18 protein-coding genes are annotated in these 18,389 nt (G+C 58.8%); 11 read left to right on the forward strand and 7 right to left on the reverse strand.

The window, feature by feature from the left end; translation table 11 throughout:
• Positions 1 to 46: 46 nt before the first annotated feature.
• The 10 genes from B3N48_RS03705 to B3N48_RS03750 all read left to right on the forward strand — a co-directional run bounded on the left by B3N48_RS03705 (position 47) and on the right by B3N48_RS03750 (position 9,642).
• Positions 47 to 1,228: an amino acid ABC transporter permease gene (locus B3N48_RS03705; RefSeq protein ID WP_296179554.1), complete on the forward strand. Its 1,182-nt coding sequence runs from the start codon at positions 47 to 49 to the stop codon at positions 1,226 to 1,228.
• A gap of 10 nt (positions 1,229 to 1,238) precedes the next feature.
• Positions 1,239 to 2,336, forward strand: coding sequence for an amino acid ABC transporter permease (locus B3N48_RS03710; RefSeq protein WP_296179557.1), 1,098 nt, complete (start codon positions 1,239 to 1,241; stop codon positions 2,334 to 2,336).
• Positions 2,337 to 2,346: 10 nt separating this feature from the next.
• Positions 2,347 to 3,111 carry an amino acid ABC transporter ATP-binding protein gene (locus B3N48_RS03715; RefSeq protein ID WP_296179560.1) on the forward strand — a complete coding sequence of 255 codons (765 nt, stop codon included), beginning with the start codon at positions 2,347 to 2,349 and terminating at the stop codon, positions 3,109 to 3,111.
• 303 nt (positions 3,112 to 3,414) lie between these two features.
• Entirely contained in the window at positions 3,415 to 4,245 is an 831-nt protein-coding gene (locus tag B3N48_RS03720) for a lipid II-degrading bacteriocin (protein ID WP_296179562.1), read from the forward strand.
• A gap of 842 nt (positions 4,246 to 5,087) precedes the next feature.
• A complete protein-coding gene (locus B3N48_RS03725; RefSeq protein ID WP_296179564.1) occupies positions 5,088 to 6,395 on the forward strand; it encodes a CynX/NimT family MFS transporter in 1,308 nt (435 codons plus the stop codon).
• A gap of 88 nt (positions 6,396 to 6,483) precedes the next feature.
• Entirely contained in the window at positions 6,484 to 6,969 is a 486-nt protein-coding gene (locus B3N48_RS03730; protein WP_296179567.1) for a nuclear transport factor 2 family protein, read from the forward strand.
• 46 nt (positions 6,970 to 7,015) lie between these two features.
• On the forward strand, positions 7,016 to 7,348 hold the full coding sequence (locus B3N48_RS03735) for a GIY-YIG nuclease family protein (RefSeq protein WP_296179569.1): 333 nt from the start codon (positions 7,016 to 7,018) through the stop codon (positions 7,346 to 7,348).
• Positions 7,349 to 7,478: 130 nt separating this feature from the next.
• The gene (locus B3N48_RS03740; RefSeq protein ID WP_296179570.1) at positions 7,479 to 7,886 is read left to right on the forward strand and encodes an MbcA/ParS/Xre antitoxin family protein; all 408 of its coding nucleotides are present in this window, start codon (positions 7,479 to 7,481) and stop codon (positions 7,884 to 7,886) included.
• Positions 7,886 to 8,566, forward strand: a complete 681-nt coding sequence (locus B3N48_RS03745; protein ID WP_296179575.1) for an RES family NAD+ phosphorylase — start codon at positions 7,886 to 7,888, stop codon at positions 8,564 to 8,566. Before B3N48_RS03740 ends, B3N48_RS03745 begins: the two co-directional genes overlap by 1 nt.
• 143 nt (positions 8,567 to 8,709) lie before the next feature.
• Complete coding sequence (locus B3N48_RS03750) at positions 8,710 to 9,642, forward strand: glutathione S-transferase family protein (RefSeq protein WP_296179578.1); 933 nt, start codon at positions 8,710 to 8,712, stop codon at positions 9,640 to 9,642.
• A gap of 1 nt (position 9,643) precedes the next feature.
• Here the strand turns inward: B3N48_RS03750 and B3N48_RS03755 are convergent, their stop codons facing one another.
• Both B3N48_RS03755 and yejK read right to left on the reverse strand, forming a co-directional pair.
• Positions 9,644 to 9,994, reverse strand: a complete 351-nt coding sequence (locus B3N48_RS03755) for a glutaredoxin family protein (RefSeq protein ID WP_296179580.1) — start codon at positions 9,992 to 9,994, stop codon at positions 9,644 to 9,646.
• Positions 9,995 to 9,999: 5 nt separating this feature from the next.
• A complete protein-coding gene (yejK, locus tag B3N48_RS03760) occupies positions 10,000 to 11,001 on the reverse strand; it encodes a nucleoid-associated protein YejK (protein WP_296179583.1) in 1,002 nt (333 codons plus the stop codon).
• A gap of 352 nt (positions 11,002 to 11,353) precedes the next feature.
• Here yejK and B3N48_RS03765 point away from each other — a divergent pair, with 352 nt between their 5' ends.
• Positions 11,354 to 11,635: an HU family DNA-binding protein gene (locus tag B3N48_RS03765; protein WP_296179586.1), complete on the forward strand. Its 282-nt coding sequence runs from the start codon at positions 11,354 to 11,356 to the stop codon at positions 11,633 to 11,635.
• Positions 11,636 to 11,699: 64 nt separating this feature from the next.
• On the opposite strand, the gene B3N48_RS03770 is transcribed toward B3N48_RS03765, so the two are convergent.
• The 5 genes from B3N48_RS03770 to B3N48_RS03790 all read right to left on the reverse strand — a co-directional run bounded on the left by B3N48_RS03770 (position 11,700) and on the right by B3N48_RS03790 (position 18,338).
• A complete protein-coding gene (locus B3N48_RS03770; protein WP_296179588.1) occupies positions 11,700 to 13,040 on the reverse strand; it encodes a DUF2599 domain-containing protein in 1,341 nt (446 codons plus the stop codon).
• A 95-nt stretch (positions 13,041 to 13,135) separates the two neighbouring features.
• The gene (gene rlmF / locus B3N48_RS03775; protein ID WP_296179589.1) at positions 13,136 to 14,164 is read right to left on the reverse strand and encodes a 23S rRNA (adenine(1618)-N(6))-methyltransferase RlmF; all 1,029 of its coding nucleotides are present in this window, start codon (positions 14,162 to 14,164) and stop codon (positions 13,136 to 13,138) included.
• A 171-nt stretch (positions 14,165 to 14,335) separates the two neighbouring features.
• A complete protein-coding gene (locus B3N48_RS03780; protein WP_296179591.1) occupies positions 14,336 to 17,182 on the reverse strand; it encodes a valine--tRNA ligase in 2,847 nt (948 codons plus the stop codon).
• 276 nt (positions 17,183 to 17,458) lie between these two features.
• On the reverse strand, positions 17,459 to 17,902 hold the full coding sequence (locus B3N48_RS03785) for a DNA polymerase III subunit chi (protein WP_296179593.1): 444 nt from the start codon (positions 17,900 to 17,902) through the stop codon (positions 17,459 to 17,461).
• A 7-nt stretch (positions 17,903 to 17,909) separates the two neighbouring features.
• The gene (locus B3N48_RS03790; protein WP_296179595.1) at positions 17,910 to 18,338 is read right to left on the reverse strand and encodes a DNA polymerase III subunit chi; all 429 of its coding nucleotides are present in this window, start codon (positions 18,336 to 18,338) and stop codon (positions 17,910 to 17,912) included.
• Positions 18,339 to 18,389: the final 51 nt, after the last annotated feature.

The following is an 18,389-nucleotide window of genomic DNA, read 5'->3' on the forward strand; positions in this document are numbered from 1 at the left end:
TACCCCGCAGCCGGGCGCTTCGTTGCATTTTCTCTGGGGCACTCCCATGCAAAATCAGATCAGCGCACCCAAGCAGAGGCTATCCCTCAGCGATCCAAAAGTGCGTGCGTGGCTATTTCAGATAATCACGGTTATCGCCGTAGTCGCGATGGGTTGGTATCTGTTCGATAACACCCAAACCAACCTGCAACACCGGGGTATTACCTCAGGTTTCGGTTTCCTGCAAAACAGCGCCGGTTTCGGCATCGCGCAGCACCTGATTCCTTTTACGGAGTCGGACTCGTACGCGCGCGTGTTCCTCATCGGTTTGCTCAACACCCTGCTGGTGACGTTCATCGGCGTGATTCTCGCGACCCTGCTCGGCTTCATCGTCGGCGTGGCGCGGCTGTCTAACAACTGGATCATCAACAAGCTGGCGACGGTTTACGTTGAAGTCTTCCGTAACATTCCGCCATTGCTGCAGATCCTGTTCTGGTACTTCGCCGTGTTCCTGACGTTGCCAGGTCCACGTGCCGCTCACGGCTTTCTGGGTTCGTTCTTCGTCAGCAGCCGGGGTCTGAACATGCCGGCGGCGATCACCAACGACGCCACCTGGCCGTTCGTGATCAGCATCGTGGTGGCCATCGTCGCTATTGTGGTCATGGCCAAATGGGCGAACAAACGCTTCGAAGCGACGGGCGTCCCTTTCCACAAATTCTGGGCAGGCTTGGCCCTGTTCATCGTGATCCCGGCGCTGTGCGCGGCGATCTTCGGCGCGCCGGTGCATTGGGAAATGCCGGTGCTCAAGGGTTTCAACTTCGTCGGCGGCTGGGTATTGATCCCTGAACTGCTTGCGTTGACCCTGGCACTGACGGTCTACACCGCCGCGTTCATCGCGGAAATCGTGCGTTCGGGCATCAAGTCCGTCAGCCACGGCCAGACCGAAGCGGCTCGCTCGCTGGGCCTGCGCCCCGGTCCGACCCTGCGCAAGGTCATCATCCCACAAGCCCTGCGGGTGATCATTCCGCCGCTGACCAGCCAATACCTCAACCTGGCGAAGAACTCTTCGCTGGCCGCCGGTATCGGTTATCCGGAAATGGTTTCGTTGTTCGCCGGTACGGTATTGAACCAGACCGGTCAGGCCATCGAAGTCATTGCCATCACCATGAGCGTCTACCTGGCGATCAGCATCAGCATTTCGCTGCTGATGAACTGGTACAACAAGCGCATTGCGCTGATTGAGCGGTGAGGAAACGCGCATGACATCCCATACTTTCAAACCCGATATGCCGCCGCCGAGCAAAGTCTTCGGCCCGGTGGCATGGATGCGCCAGAACCTGTTCTCGAACTGGATCAACACCCTGTTGACCCTGTTCGCGATCTACCTGATCTGGCTGGTCGTCCCGCCGCTGTTGAGCTGGACGATTTTCGACGCCAACTGGGTTGGCACCACGCGCGCTGACTGCACCAAGGCCGGTGCCTGCTGGGTCTTCATCGAACAGCGCTTTGGCCAGTTCATGTACGGCTATTACCCACAGGAGCTGCGCTGGAGGGTCGACCTGACCGTGTGGCTGGCGATCATCGGCGCGGCGCCGCTGTTCATCAAGGCCATGCCACGCAAAGCGATCTATGGCCTGAGCTTCCTGGTCATCTACCCGATTGTTGCGTTCTTCCTGCTGCATGGCGGCCTCTTCGGCATGACCGAAGTCGCGACCAGCCAGTGGGGCGGCCTGATGCTGACGTTGGTGATCGCCACGGTCGGTATCGCTGGCGCGCTGCCGCTGGGCGTGATTCTGGCACTGGGGCGTCGTTCCGATCTGCCGGCGATTCGCGTGCTCTGCGTGACCTTCATCGAGTTCTGGCGCGGCGTGCCGCTGATTACCGTGCTGTTCATGTCGTCGGTGATGCTGCCGTTGTTCCTGCCCGAAGGCATGAACTTCGACAAATTGCTGCGCGCGCTGATCGGCGTGATCATGTTCCAGTCGGCCTATGTGGCCGAGGTGGTCCGTGGCGGCATGCAGGCCATTCCGAAAGGCCAATATGAAGCGGCTGCGGCCATGGGCCTGGGCTACTGGCGTCGCATGGGCCTGGTGATTTTGCCGCAAGCCCTGAAGCTGGTGATTCCGGGTCTGGTGAACACGGTGATTGCGCTGTTCAAGGACACCAGCCTGGTGATCATCATCGGTCTGTTCGACCTGCTCAACAGCGTCAAGCAAGCCGCCGCCGATCCGAACTGGCTCGGCATGGCCACCGAGGGCTACGTCTTCGCGGCCTTGGTGTTCTGGATCTTCTGTTTCGGCATGTCCCGCTACTCCATGCACCTGGAGCGTAAGTTGGACACAGGCCACAAGCGTTAGGAGTTATGAGATGAGTGAAGCGATCAAAAAGCCCCTGGGCGCCGAAGGCATGATCCGGATGGAAGGCGTACACAAGTGGTACGGCCAGTTCCACGTGCTGAAAGACATCAACCTGAACGTGCGTCAAGGTGAGCGTATCGTTTTGTGCGGTCCGTCGGGCTCGGGCAAGTCGACCACCATTCGCTGCCTGAACCGTCTGGAAGAGCATCAGCAAGGTCGCATCGTGGTCGATGGCACTGAACTGACGTCGGACCTGAAGCAGATCGAAACCATCCGCCGCGAAGTCGGCATGGTGTTCCAGCACTTCAACCTGTTCCCGCACCTGACCATCTTGCAAAACTGCACCTTGGCGCCGATGTGGGTGCGCAAGATGCCGAAGAAAAAAGCCGAAGAAATCGCCATGCACTACCTGGAGCGCGTGCGCATTCCAGAGCAGGCGCATAAATACCCGGGTCAACTGTCCGGCGGTCAGCAACAGCGTGTGGCCATCGCCCGTGCCCTGTGCATGAAGCCGAAAATCATGCTGTTCGACGAACCGACCTCAGCCCTCGACCCGGAAATGGTGAAAGAGGTGTTGGACACCATGGTCGGCCTGGCGGAAGAAGGCATGACCATGCTCTGCGTGACCCACGAAATGGGCTTTGCCCGCACCGTGGCCAACCGCGTGATCTTCATGGACAAAGGCGAAATCGTCGAACAGGCCGCTCCGAACGACTTCTTCGACAACCCGCAAAGCGACCGTACAAAGCTGTTCCTCAGTCAGATTCTGCACTGAGTTAATAGCGGCTGTACCTAGAAACCCGGGCCCTGTGCCCGGGTTTTTTTATACAGATGGAAAGCCGTAGTCGGCGTTATGGTCTACTACAAATCTGTTTAAAGTGTTCAGTCTCCTGATGTGGCCTTTACTTGTGGTCTGCCAAGAGAGCGGTTTTAACCCAGTGGCGTTGTCTTAGTGATCTTAGTTATTTGTTTTTGAGAAAGCTCCCACCGGATTTGCGGAAACGTCTCGTTGTGGCGCGTTTTATTGATATTTAGTATGTCAAATACTATCTGGATCAATTAGCCCAAGGAGGGTGCTATGAGTAGTGGAATTACGTTGCCGGCGCTGACGGTAAGTGCGGTAGGTCCTGTTTTTTCTTCGAATTCTCTCGGGGGAGCAGCTGCTTTTCCAAATCCCGGTGCCTTCATTGCTTCCATGCATCCTAAGAGGTTGCATAAGTACGGTGAGGGGTATTGGAGGGAAATGATGCTTATGCACTTGGAGGAAGTTAACAGGCAAATCCAAAATGGATGGAAATATGGTCTCACCGCAGAGCTTGCGTTTGATATCTCTAAGATTCCGCTAGCTGATAAATATATGTGCCTGAATCCCCATGCTCTCTCGGCAGACGCAATCAGGGAAGCCATATCGGGATGGGGATTTCGGCGACCGATCTCTGAGGCTCGCGAGCTGTCGGGACGGATCCTTACGCCGTTTTCGGCTTGGTCTCACTACTTAGACGGAAGCGGGGCAGATGTAACGACAAATATAAATCGTTTAGGACTGAGTCTATCAACTACAAAGATCCCAGCTCTCGAAAGTGCGCTTGCTTCTGCGGGGGTTGGCAGTTCACCAATAAATATTCCCCGGACCTCCTATAATACCAAACAAGATTCGTGGATTACTTGGACTTGGTTGGGGCATATTACGCTGAAAATTGAAGGTGTGGTGAACAAGTCGCACGATGGCAGGCTTACATTTAGTGGTATTGCAAGGGCGTATAATGATACTTACGATTTCAATGCAAGCACCCATCGCTCCGAGGTTGGGGAGGCAGCGACAGCTGGTGGTCGCTACCTGGGTGGTGCAAAAGGAAAACCTTATCAGATCGTTATTCAGGGCGAGGCTCCAATATCCATTCAAAGGTAATCTCGGATTTCCTATCAGTTTTGTTTGGGGGATACAATGGCCGATAATAGGTCTGTAAGTGAAAGTCGGATCATCATGTCAATTTTTTTGTTCAGCTTACTGCCCATCGCGCCATGGATAGCTGCTTTTTGGGATGGTTCAGGCGCAGTCTATGTTGATGACGGACCCGCTGCCTTTGTCTTGCTTGCCGTGTCAGCTATAGGAACTTTACTCGCTCAGTCAGCATACTGTGGTGCGATGTGTCTACTTTTTAGAGGTTCGAGCGATCGCAGATTGACGTACGTAGCGGTATTTCTCATCTGCTTGGTGCTTGTATTTTGCGTAGGCTCGTGCCTCCTATGGGCAAAGGTGGGCATGGACGGAGGACTGCTGTTTGGTTTTGCTGCAGGACTTTACGCCATATACTCAGTGAAGTTAGTAAGAGATATGATCCGCTGCTTATCCCCGCGCGGCATGTAGGTATGAGAAACCCTCGGCGTTTCCAATCTTATATTGGTCGCCCATCATCGAACTCACCGCTGGTCTAACCAAGAACCCGGGCCTCGTGCCCGGGTTTTTTGTTGGCTGATGGTGGTACTCAATCCCCTGAGCAACGCTGAATCTGTGGGAGTCAGCTTGCTCACAAAGAGGGCGTTACTTCCAATCCAACTCCCGCGTCTGAAAGCCGGTATTCGTTCGATGGCGGCCCCGAGCAAGCTCGCTCCCACACGTTTATGCATGCCCTCAAATAGGATCATGGGCTTGTTCGCAATCCCCCCAAAACTTGTGTTCTCTGCCGATCTCCACCAGGATTACGGCTTTGCGCAATGCGCTGTTACACATCCTGCCCTCACGAGAATCCCATGACGACCAAGGCGCCACTGGCGAGCGACACGCTGTCCCCTTCCCGAACACCCCATGAAATCGACGAACTGCTGATCGACGCGGAGGCGGATGACGACGAGGTGCAGCAGCACCGGCCTGTCCTGAAACGCCCGTGGTTTCTGCTGTTGGGGTTGGTGCTGGTGGCGTTGAACCTGCGTCCGGCGTTGTCGAGCATGGCCCCGTTGCTCAGTGAGGTGTCGAAGAGTCTGGGGCTGTCGGCGGCCAAAGCCGGTTTGCTGACGACCCTGCCGGTGCTGTGCCTGGGCCTGTTCGCTCCGCTCGCGCCGATACTGGCGCGGCGCTTCGGCAGTGAACGCGTGGTGCTGGGGATTCTGATGACGCTGACCTGCGGCATCCTTCTGCGCAGTTCGTTCGGACAAGTCGGGCTGTTCACTGGCAGCGTCATGGCTGGCGCCAGCATCGGCATTATCGGCGTGCTGCTGCCGGGCATCGTCAAGCGGGACTTTGCCAAACAGGCTGGCACCATGACCGGCGTGTACACCATGGCCTTGTGCCTGGGTGCAGCAATCGCCGCGGGCTCAACGGTGCCGCTGAGTCAGGTGTTTGGAGACGAGCAGGGCGCCAGTTGGACGATGGGCCTCGGGTTCTGGGTCGTGCCAGCGGTGCTCGCCGCAATCCTCTGGTGGCCGCAAACCCGCCACCGTCAGGGGCAGCATCAGTCGGGCTATCGTGTTCGCGGGCTGCTCCGTGATCGGCTGGCACGGCAGGTCACCCTTTACATGGGCCTGCAATCGTCCTTGGCCTACATCGTCTTCGGCTGGTTGCCTTCCATTCTCATCGGTCGGGGTCTGACGCCGACGGAAGCGGGGTTGCTGCTCTCGGGCTCGATCATGGTCCAGTTGCTCAGCTCGCTCACAGCCCCTTGGCTGGCCACGCGTGGCAAGGACCAGCGCCTGGCGATCCTGCTGGTCATGGTACTGACGCTGGGCGGTCTTTACGGCTGCCTTTACGCGCCGCTCAATCAGCTGTGGTTCTGGGCGGTCGTGCTGGGGCTGGGCCAGGGCGGCACGTTCAGCCTTGCATTGACCTTGATTGTGCTGCGCTCCCGGGACGCTCACGTGGCGGCCAATCTGTCGAGCATGGCCCAGGGCTTCGGGTACACGCTGGCTTCGCTCGGTCCGTTCGCGGTCGGCGTGGTGCACGACTGGACCGGTAACTGGAGCGCGGTCGGCTGGATCTTCGGCATCATTGGCGTCGGCGCGATTCTGGCGGGCATGGGCGCCGGGCGCGCGCTGTATGTTGGCGTGACCAGCGAGAAAATCTGACTCGAGGTATTTGCCCGGCGAATGTCCATGGCAAAACGCTGCGCTGCCGCTTATCGTGCAGGCATCTTTTCCCATGGACGAATGCCGTATGAGCGACCTCAGCCCCAGCCAACATAACAGCGCCTTGATTACCCGCTTCTATGAAGCCTTCAATCGTCTCGACGCTGACGCCATGGCCGCGTGTTACACCCAGGACGTGCTGTTCAGCGACCCGGTGTTTGGTGAGCTGCGTGGAAGCGAAGCCGCTGACATGTGGCGCATGCTGACATCGCGGGCCAGGGAGTTCTCGATCCGATTCGACAACGTGCGCGCCGACGAGCGTTCAGGCGGCGCGCATTGGGTGGCGACCTACCTGTTCAGCCAGACGGGCCGGACCGTGATCAACGATATTCAGGCGCGGTTCGTGTTTCGCGACGGCAAGATCTGCGAACACCATGACAACTTCAATCTGTGGCGTTGGTCCCGCCAAGCGTTGGGTGCCAAAGGCGCGCTGCTGGGCTGGACGCCATTCGTGCAGAACGCCATTCGCGCCCAGGCGCAGAAGGGCCTCAAGGCATTTCGATCGGGGCGGTGAGGCTCTGCTAGAATCGCGGCTTCTGCGTTTTCTACCTTCTCTTCCCATGACCGATACCGCTGCCGCCATCGACCCCGTGCCCGAGACCACCACGCCCAAACCGTGGTTCGTGTACCTGGTGCGCGCGGCCAATGGCTCGCTTTACTGCGGCATCAGTGACGACCCCCATAAGCGTTTCGCCAAGCACCAGAGTGGCAAGGGCGCGCGCTTTTTCTTCTCAAGCCCTGCGGTGGCTCTCGTTTATGTCGAGTTCTGTCGTGATAAAGGGGAGGCGCTGCGTCAGGAAAGACTGATCAAAAAGTTGCGCAAGAGCGCCAAGGAAGCGCTTGTTGAAAGTTTTGTCCTGTCGCGGTTTGGGCTTTGCCCCAGCGCTCCGTAGGCTGACGGACGAGGTTGTGTAGGCTGGTCTTTCTCGGCACGTGAGAAAATTCGCATGTGAATTACTTGTTTGATTTTGTCCATATGTGTACTAGCCTGTTCATCAGATTTGATGAGCAGGAGTGACATACATGACCGCCTTGGCAATCACTCGCAATGACGGCGTTGGCGTCGACACGCCCGAAGCCGGGCGCGTAGCACTGACTTTTTTCTTCAACCTCATGGCGCATTGGGAATGTTCTGTAGAAGACCAGCGAACGTTGCTGGGCGCTGTGAGCAACACCACTTTCTACAAGTACAAGCGCACTCCCGACATCCGGTTGCCGCGCGATACGCTGGAGCGCATCTCGTATTTGATGGGCATCCACAAGGCCCTCAGCATCATCTTCAGCAATCAGTTGGAGCGTGCTTATGAGTGGGTTTCAAAACCTAATACGGCGGCACCTTTCAACGGTCAATCCGCGTTGCAATACATGTTGGCTGGCCGGGTGGTGGACATCGCGGACGTGCGTCGGTATCTGGACGGAGTCCGTGGCTGATGAAGCTTCCGCAGACTGTGATTCCGGCATGGGACGCCGCGTTCAGGATGATCAATAGTGCCTTTCCTCCGATCACACTCTTCGAGGATGTGCTGAACCCTGCCGACCTCGAGATGGCGTATGCGCTTGAGGCGATGACCAATGATCGTCTGCTGGATCAGTGCGGCGTTCTGCGCAGAGTCCCTGTCGAGGACCGCGTTTCTGGCCCCGGATCTACCCCTGTGATGGCGGCGTTCACTCATATCGGCAAGGCCAGCCGTTTTACCGATGGGACTTACGGTATCTATTACGCAGCCAATAGCCAGGCGGCCGCTATTGCAGAAACACGCTTTCATCAAGAGCGCTTCCTGGCGGCGACGAATGAACCGGATATCGAGCTGACCTTGCGCACCTACGTGAATCAGGTCGTGAAGCCGGTGCACGACGTGCGCGCGGACTTTCCTGAATTGCATGACCCTGACCCTGCCCGTTACGGAACTTCGCAAGCGTTCGCGAGCGCGTTGCGGGAGGGCGGGTCGTGGGGGATCCTGTACAAGAGCGTGCGCCTTGGCGGGCATGAATGCGTAGCGGCGTTCCGCCCTCCGGCGCTTTCGCTCCCGGCGCAAGGAAAGCATGTTCGATATGTCTGGGATGCCAAAAGCCAGACCATTTCTCATGTGCTCGAAATCAGCCTCCTCTAAATCCGTCTCCAAACTTGGCCTGTTCGTCACTTGTGATCATCAGTGGCAACGCTCAACTTAAGCCACTGTCTGAATTCCATAGCCGGGGTGCGACGTGAAGTCGTCATGCCCGGAGTCAATGCATTCGTCCCTGAGGTCGAAACATGAGTGAGCTGATCCTGCATCATTACCCAACGTCGCTGTTTTCCGAGAAGGCCCGGCTGATGCTGGGTTTCAAGGGACTGTCATGGCGCTCGGTGATCATCCCGGCGATCCTGCCGAAGCCTGACGTCACAGCGCTTACGGGTGGCTATCGCAAGACGCCGGTGTTGCAGGTGGGTGCTGATATTTACTGCGACACCGCGCTGATCGCCCGTCGTCTGGAGGCTGAAAAGTCGTCGCCGAGCTTTTATCCCGAAGGTCAGGCGTTTACCGCAGAAAGTCTGGCGAACTGGGCGGATACCGTGTTGTTCCTGCATTCGGTAAGTCTGGTGTTTCAGCCCGCTTCATTGGCCGTGCGTTTTGCGAAAGTGCCGCCGGAAGCCGTGAAGGCATTCGTGGCAGATCGTTCGACATTCTTCGATGGCGGCAGCGCCACTCGGGTGCCGCTGGAGTTGGCACAGCATCAGTGGCCGACATTGATGGGGCGTCTCGAAACGCAACTGGAGCGCAGCGGCGATTTTCTGCTGGGCGTGCCTTCGATTGCCGATTTCTCGGTCGCACACACCCTATGGTTCCTGAAGCAAACGCCGGTCACTGCGCCGCTGGTGGACGAATACCCTGCCGTGTTGGCGTGGTATCAGCGCGTCATCGCTTTTGGGCATGGGGCGGCAAGTGAGCTTGGCTCGGCAGACGCCATCGAGATTGCACGCAATGCCGAACCCGCTGCGCTGCCTGATGAAGTGTTCAGGGATCCGAACGGCTTCGAACCGGGCCAGCAGGTCAGTGTGTCAGCGGTGGATTACGGGGTGAATCCCGTCCAAGGTGAATTGATGTTTAGCGGAAGTGAGGAACTGATCATCCGTCGCGAAGATGAACGAGCAGGTGTGGTTCACGTTCACTTCCCGCGTTTCGGATTCCGCATCGACAAGCGCTGAGTCACTTCAACGCGGCAAGAATCTCGTCCGGCGAAAACCCCCTGATCAGCGTGCCGTTCACGTCGATCAGGGGAATGCCGCGCCCACCCAGAGCTTCGTAAGCTTTGCGGCCCTCCTTGGATTTCTCGATGTCGTACTCGGTGTAGGGAATGCCCTTGCTGTCCAGAAAGCGCCGCGTCTGTTTGCAGTAGCCGCACCAGTCTGTCGCGTAGAGCACGACCTTGGCCTGCGCCTGAGTCTGACTCGACACCGCCTGAGCCGGATTGACGAAGTGCTCGATCTTGCCCCAGTTCTGGTACACGACGACCACCAGCATGATCAGCACGAACTTCTTGAGGGTACGCCCGAGCATGGCGATCAGCGCCTCTTCAACTGGTCGGTCAACTGCGTCGGCAAGCCTTTGATGATCAGCGTGCCCTTCTCTTCGTCATACTCGATCTTGTCGCCCAGCAGGTGCGCTTCGAAGCTGATCGACAGGCCTTCGGCACGGCCGGTGAAGCGGCGGAATTGATTGAGCGTGCGTTTATCTGCAGGGATTTCCGGCGACAGGCCGTAATCCTTGTTGCGGATGTGTTCGTAGAACGCGCGAGGTCGGTCTTCGTCGATCAGCCCGGAGAGCTCTTCCAGCGCAATCGGCTCGCCCATTTTGCTTTGGCTGCTGGCGTAATCGACCAAGGCTTTGGTTTTCTCCCGGGTGGATTCTTCCGGCAGGTCTTCGCTCTCCACGAAGTCGCTGAAGGCCTTGAGCAGAGTGCGCGTTTCGCCAGGGCCATCGACGCCTTCCTGACAGCCAATGAAGTCGCGGAAGTATTCGGAGACCTTCTTGCCGTTCTTGCCTTTGATGAACGAGATGTACTGCTTGGAAGCCTTGTTGTTCTGCCACTCAGAGATGTTGATGCGTGCGGCCAGGTGCAGTTGGCCCAGGTCGAGATGCCGCGACGGGGTCACATCCAACGCTTCGTTCACGGCCACGCCTTCGCTGTGGTGCAGCAAGGCGATGGCCAGGTATTCGGTCATGCCCTGTTGGTAATGGGCGAACAAGACATGGCCCCCCACCGACAGGTTGGATTCTTCCATGAGCTTTTGCAGATGCTCGACCGCCACGCGACTGAACGCCGTGAAGTCCTTGCCCTCGTCGATGTATTCCTTCAGCCAGCCGCTGAACGGGTGCGCGCCGGATTCGGCATGGAAGAAACCCCAAGCCTTGCCTTGTTTGGCGTTGTAGCTCTCGTTGAGGTCGGCCAGCATGTTCTCGATGGCCTGGGACTCTGCGAGTTCGGAGTCTCGAGCGTGGAGGACTGCGGGCGTGCCGTCGGGTTTTTTGTCGATCAGGTGAACGATGGCATGACGGATCGGCATGAATTTCTCGGCTGCTGAAGTGGAACTGAACGGGTGCAAGCGTGGCCCGTGGGAAAGTCGGCAAGTGTACCGCAGACTGGGACATGAACGCGCTGGCGAGTCCGGAAACACGGCGGCGCGCCCATTAATATGACTTTTTGCGGCTTAACGGCGATAAAGCTGACCAAATGGCTAGGTAGAGGCGGATATTTGCGTGGCTCTGTGCTAGTTTTGCCCGGTCTTGCGCGTCGAAGCGCGCCAAGCACGCAGTTTGTGGGCGTTCGGCCGAACCAAAGGCCGGTTTGGGTATCTACATTTCGCGCCTGTACACACTCTGCAAACCATCTGAATTTGATAGGGAAGGAACACCACCATGGCTCTGACTAAAGACCAATTGATCGCCGATATCGCAGAAGCTATCGACGCGCCAAAAACCACCGCGCGCAACGCTCTCGACCAATTGGGCCAAATCGTCGCTGACCAACTGGAATCCGGTAGTGAAATCACTCTGCCAGGCATTGGCAAACTGAAAATCACCGAGCGTCCAGCTCGCACCGGCCGTAACCCTTCGACTGGCGCTGCCATCGAAATCGCCGCCAAGAAAGTCGTCAAGTTCGTTCCAGCTAAAGTGCTGACCGACTCGATCAACAAGTAAGCGAAAACGCTCCTTGTAGGAAACCGTGTGGCGGAGTGATCCGGACACGGTTTTTTTGTGCCTGTCATTTCGGCACAGGGTTGCAGCCAGCAGCCTTCGCCTCTGCGTCGGAAACCAGCGGGCGAAAGGGCTCCAGGTTCCAGTCAGCCCTGCCGGGGTAATTGCGGATGATGCAGGTCAACTGACTTTCCATGCTGCCTGGCATCTGCTCTTCATCTTTCCATTGAGCGTCCGCACCGCGGTATTGTTGCAGCTCAAGGAAAATGGCTTTCAGGTCGTTGGCTTGATAGGTCTTGCCTCGGGCTGTGGGGATTACCTTCAGCGACCATACCTTTCTACCGGTCGCGTTGTCAGTGAACTGCGACCACGTCGCCGAAGCGATGTACCGACGCGGTACACCACTGCCTTCCCCCAGCCAGACGAACTGATCCGCCGGGTTGTAGCTGAATCGCTGCTCGGGCGGTTTTTTGAAATCGATTCGCAGGACGGGCACGGCATAGCCCTCTTGATACAGCTTCAGCTGAAAGCGCCGGGCGTTGTCGACCCCGCTTTGCTGCACGGTGGCTTTGCCGTTGTCGCCGCGGACGTTGAAGTTTTCCGCGCCGGCTGGCTGGTAAATGAACGCCGCAATGTAGCGCTTCATCTGGCTGCCGTCGCTGTCGGGCAGGTTCTTGAGCATGAATTCGTTGAAGTATTTACGTTCGGCGAAATAGTCAGACGCTGGCGTTGTCGCTCTGGCTTCGTGTGCCGCAATCATGGCATCCCATTGCGCGGGCACCTCAGCGTTCCAGGAGCATTGGCTGGTCTGGATCGGCTGTTGGGGGCCGCCGGGATATTTCTGCCTCCATTGCTCGGCGCTGTTGACGTTTTGCAGCGCGCAGGTGCCGAACGCCCATTCCTCGTTTTTGTTCCGCGTGGAAGGTTGGGCAGGCGGGGCGAAGGATGTGTCGTTGAGGGGCCCGCAGCCATACCAGTTGCGATCGGGACCGGTGAGGCCGTCGAAGGTGTAGATGCAGGTCCAACCCTGATCCAATGCTGGCAGACCGCGTGCCTGAGCGTCCGTGGGCGGGTTGAGGACGAAGCCGGCCGGGTGCGCCAGCACGCTGATGCTCAGGTCTTTGCGGATCCACGTCCAAGAGGTTGCGCCAGTCTGCAGGGCATACGGGCTGTAGGTCCACGGGAGAAACGGTCCGTCATTGACCATCCGCAGGGTCACGCCGCTGCAATAGTAATGGCCGCGGGGCGCGTCCGTGTCAGGTTCCTTGCAATCATTCACGATGCGGTTATAGCTGTCGTTCAGACGTTGAGCGGTTGCTTGGGGGCTAGGGTCAACCACCAGGTCCAGAGCGCAGGCCGCGCTCATGGACACGATGAGTAGCGCAATGACGCAGACGATGCGGCGCATGGCTGGCCTCCCTGGCACACGATGCAAGAAGGTTCCAGATTATGGGTCTGAGAAAAGGCCCGTCTACTGTCAGAAATGACAGTAGAGGAGCAGCGTCACGCTCGCGCCTGAGGCCAGCGCTCGTCCTGCCAAGCCTGTTGCTGTGCCTTATCGTGGAAAGTCCAGGCAACGAAGCGGCTTTGCTTCTGCCCCTGTGACATCTCAACGACGCGGCTTTCAATCGCGCCCGCTTTTTTCAGCGTGCTTTGAATCAGCGGCAGGTTGGACGCCTTGGACACCAGCGTACTGAACCACAACACTTGCGTCGGCACCTGAGCGCTTTCGCTAATCAGCTGCGTTACAAAACGCGCTTCGCCCCCTTCGCACCACAGCTCAGCGGCCTGGCCACCAAAGTTCAACACTGGCAGTTTGCGCTTCGGATCGGCTTTGCCCAGCGCCCGCCATTTGCGTTGGCTGCCGCGCAACGCTTCCTCGGCGGAGGCGTGGAAGGGCGGGTTGCAAAGGCTGATGTCGAAGCGTTCGTCGGCCTGCAACAGCCCGAGCAGGATGTGCTTGCGATTGCCCTGCTGGCGAAGGCTGATGGCTTTATTCAGCGCATTGGCCTTGACGATGGTGCTGGCCGAGGCAAGCGCGACGGTGTCGATATCCGAGCCGACGAAGTGCCAGCCATATTCGCTGTGCCCGATCAGCGAATAGATGCAGTTGGCGCCAGTGCCGACGTCCAGCGCCTTGATCGATGCGCCTCGGGGGATCGTTCCGCCAGTGTGTTCAGCCAAAAGATCAGCCAGGAAATGCAAGTAATCGGCGCGACCGGGAATGGGAGGGCAGAGGTAATCCGCCGGAATGTCCCAATGCGCAATGCCATAGAACGCCTTGAGCAGCGCGCGGTTGAAGACCCGCACGGCGGCAGGGTTGGCGAAGTCGATGCTTTCCTTACCGTAAGGGTTGGTGATGACGAATGTACCCAGCTCGGGGCTGCTCTTGATCAGTCGCGGGAAGTCGTAATGCCCCTGATGGCGATTGCGCGGGTGCAGGCTGGCCTTCTCCCGTGGTTCGGCCAGACTGGCTGACTGAGCGGGTTTGGGCTTCTTGCGGGGTGGTTTGGGGTGCTCGGAGTGGGCCATTACGATTCGGTTCCGGTTGAAACGCAAAACCCTGAAGGCGTGAGCTTGCTCGCGATAACGGGGTGTCAGACAACAATACTGTGGCTGATACGGCGCTATCGCGAGCAAGCTCACGCCTACAGGGTTTGGAGGAGTCAGCCGGCCCGATGATCGGACTGGCTGACTCGGTTATCACAAGCTGGCGATTCGTGCGTGCTGCTCGGCCAGTTTGCCCAGGGCCTGTTCGGCTTCGGTCAGCTTGGCGCGTTCCTTGGCGATGACATCAGGCGGCGCCTTGTCGACGAACGCGGCGTTCGACAGCTTGCCACTTACGCGTTGCACTTCGCTTTGCAGGCGCTGGATTTCCTTGTCCAGACGTGCAAGCTCGGCGCCCTTGTCGATCAGGCCGGCCATAGGCACCAGCACTTCCATCTCGCCAACCAGCGCGGTGGCGGACAGCGGTGCTTCGGCGCCCGCAGCCAGGACGGTGAACGACTCGAGCTTGGCGAGCTTTTTCAGCAGGTGCTCGTTCTCGTTCAAACGACGCTGATCTTCGGCACTGGCGTTTTTAAGGAACAGCTGCAGCGGCTTGCCGGGGCCGATGTTCATCTCGCCACGGATGTTACGCACGCCCAGCATCAGGCCTTTAAGCCATTCGATGTCGCCTTCGGCAGCGACGTCGATGCGCGCCTCGTTCGCCACCGGCCACGGTTGCAGCATGATGGTCTTGCCTTGCACGCCCGCCAGCGGCGCGAGGCGCTGCCAGATTTCTTCGGTGATGAACGGCATGAACGGGTGCGCCAGACGCAGTGCCACTTCCAGCACGCGAACCAGCGTACGACGGGTGCCGCGCTGACGTTCGATGGGTGCGTTCTCATCCCACAGCACCGGCTTGGACAGTTCCAGATACCAGTCGCAATACTGGTTCCAGATGAACTCGTACAACGCTTGCGCAGCGAGGTCGAAACGGAACTGATCCAGCTGGCGGGTCACTTCGGCTTCGGTACGTTGCAGCTGCGAAATGATCCAGCGATCCGGCAGCGACAGCTCGACGTCTTCGCCGTTCTGGCCGCAGTCTTCGCCCTTGTCCAGCACGTAGCGGGCGGCGTTCCAGATCTTGTTGCAGAAGTTGCGATAGCCTTCCACGCGGCCCATGTCGAACTTGATGTCGCGGCCGGTGGACGCCAGCGAGCAGAAGGTGAAGCGCAGGGCATCGGTGCCGTAGCTGGCGATGCCGTCGGCGAATTCGGTGCGAGTCTGCTTCTCGATCTTCTTGGCCAGTTGCGGCTGCATCAGGCCACTGGTGCGCTTTTGCACGAGGGCTTCGAGTTCGATGCCGTCGACGATGTCCAGCGGGTCCAGGACGTTGCCCTTGGACTTGGACATTTTCTGACCCTGACCGTCGCGCACCAGACCGTGCACGTACACGGTCTTGAACGGGATCTGGGGGGTGCCGTCTTCGTTCTTCACCAAATGCATGGTGAGCATGATCATCCGGGCGACCCAGAAGAAAATGATGTCGAAACCGGTGACCAGCACGTCGGTCGGGTGGAAGGTTTTCAGGAATTCGGTCTGCTCGGGCCAGCCCAGGGTCGAGAAGGTCCACAGACCCGAACTGAACCAAGTGTCGAGAACGTCGTTGTCCTGTTGCAGCGCCACCTCTGGACCAAGGTTGTGCTTGGCGCGCACCTCGGCTTCGTCGCGACCGACATAGACTTTGCCCGACTCGTCGTACCAGGCCGGAATGCGATGGCCCCACCAGAGCTGGCGGCTGATGCACCAGTCCTGAATATCGCGCATCCACGAGAAGTACATGTTTTCGTATTGCTTGGGCACGAACGCGATGCGGCCATCTTCGACGGCCGCAATGGCGGGCTCGGCCAGCGGCTTGGTGGAGACGTACCATTGATCGGTCAGCCACGGCTCGATGACGGTGCCGGAGCGGTCGCCTTTCGGCACTTTCAGGGCGTGATCGTCGACGCTGACCAGCAGGCCAGCGGCGTCGAACGCGGCGACGATCTGCTTGCGTGCTTCGAAGCGGTCGAGGCCGGCGTATTCAGCCGGCAGGGCGGTGTCGATGCTGTCGTTCAGGGTGCCATCAAGATTGAACGCCTGAGCGGCGGCCAGCACGTTAGCGTTCTTGTCGAAAATGTTCAGCAGCGGCAGATTGTGGCGCTTGCCGACTTCGTAGTCGTTGAAATCGTGGGCCGGGGTGATCTTCACACAGCCGGTGCCGAATTCAGGGTCGCAGTAGTCGTCCGCGATGATCGGAATGCGACGACCTACCAGCGGCAGCTCGACGAACTTGCCGATCAGGGCCTTGTAACGCTCGTCGTTCGGGTTCACGGCGACGGCGGCGTCACCGAGCATGGTTTCCGGGCGAGTGGTGGCGACGATCAGGTAGTCCAGACCTTCAGCGGTCTTGGCGCCGTCGGCCAGCGGGTAGCGCAGGTTCCACAGGTGGCCTTTCTCGTCATGGTTTTCCACTTCAAGGTCGGAAATCGCGGTGTGCAGCTTGGTGTCCCAGTTGACCAGTCGCTTGCCACGATAGATCAGGCCGTCTTCATGCAGGCGCACGAAGGCTTCTTTAACGGCTTCGGACAGGCCGTCGTCCATGGTGAAGCGCTCACGGCTCCAGTCCACGGACGATCCGAGACGGCGGATCTGACGGCTGATGTTGCCGCCGGACTGATCCTTCCACTCCCAGACTTTTTCGAGGAATTTTTCACGACCCAGATCGTGGCGATTCTGACCCTGAGCTTCGAGCTGACGCTCGACCAGCATCTGGGTGGCGATACCGGCGTGATCGGTGCCCGGCTGCCATAGGGTGTTGCGACCCTGCATGCGGCGGAAACGGATCAGGGCGTCCATGATCGCGTTGTTGAAACCGTGGCCCATGTGCAGGCTGCCGGTGACGTTCGGCGGCGGAATCATGATGGTGTACGAGTCGCCCGCGCCTTGCGGAGCGAAATAGTTTTCGGACTCCCAGGTCTGGTACCAGGAAGTTTCGATGGCGTGCGGCTGGTAGGTCTTGTCCATGCGCGGCGGGAACCTGATCTGCTTTCAGTCGGAAAAGCCGGGAAGTATAGCTTTTCAGAGCAGCTGCAAGCTACAAGTGGGGGAGTTTCAAGCGCATAAGCGAGGGTGACAGGACTGACGCCCGCATGGCTGTGGGAGCGTGGCTTGTCCCGCGATCGGCGACGCCATCGTCGTGAAACCGTCGAACGCAGGGTATTAGATAAACTGGATTGCATGGTTTACGACTGCTGCGCAGCCGATCGCGGGACAAGCCGCGCTCCTACAAACGTCGTCCTGTCAGCTGTTGTACTGACTCAACAACCGCTCCAGCCGCGCTTCAAGACGACGCTTGATTTCGTTCTCGATGTGCGGAGCGAAGTCGTGGATGACGTCTTGCATGATCAATTGCGCGGCGGCGCGCAGTTCACTGTCGAGGTGGAGCAGGTCATCCGGGCTGGGGGTGCGGGTGGGTTCAGGCGGGGGCGCGGCGGGTGTTGGCGATGCAATCGCGGCCACCGGCTCGGCAGTCAGCACCGGAATGTGTTCGGCGCTGGCCTCGTGCTCTTCGGCGGTCACGACCTTCCCGGTCACGACGTCGAACAACAGCGGAATCTGGCTTTCACTGTGGACCGCGTCGGTCAACAGCGGTGGTTGCAGGGAATCGTCGCCGAGCAGCTCGCGGATCGACTCGAGGTCGTCCAGCAGATGCGCGGGGTCTTTCAGGTTTTTTGAAGTGTCCATCGTGTGCTCAAAGACGCTGCAGTCGGTGATCCTGCAGAGGATAGCCCTGTTCACGGTAGAAGCGGAAACTCTCTCGCGCCGCCAGCCGGATGGACGGTTCCTCCACCACGATCTCCGCGATGCGAGCGAAACGTTTGAAGAATTCAGGGATGCGCAGGTCCAGATTGACCAGCAAATCCTGGTGAGGGCCGGGATCGTCGCCGATGCCCAATGCGACTGGGGCGTCGTGATCATCCTCGACCGCGCCGTGGGGCACGAACGTTTCGCCCTTGAAACGCCACAGGCGGGCGTCCAGTTCCGCCCGTTGCTCGGCGTCGCTGCAATGCAGGTAGACCCGATGCCCCAGGCGCCAGGCCTTGTCCGTGAGTTTGCAGGCGAAGTCCAGGCGCGCGAGCGGGTCGGCGCTGGGCAGGATGTAAAAGTCGACTTGGGTCATGAACGTTCCAGAGCATGAGCCCCGCCGAGGCGTTTCGAAAAAGGCATCGGC

This window comes from Pseudomonas sp. UBA1879 (genome assembly GCF_002338065.1).
Lineage (GTDB): Bacteria > Pseudomonadota > Gammaproteobacteria > Pseudomonadales > Pseudomonadaceae > Aquipseudomonas.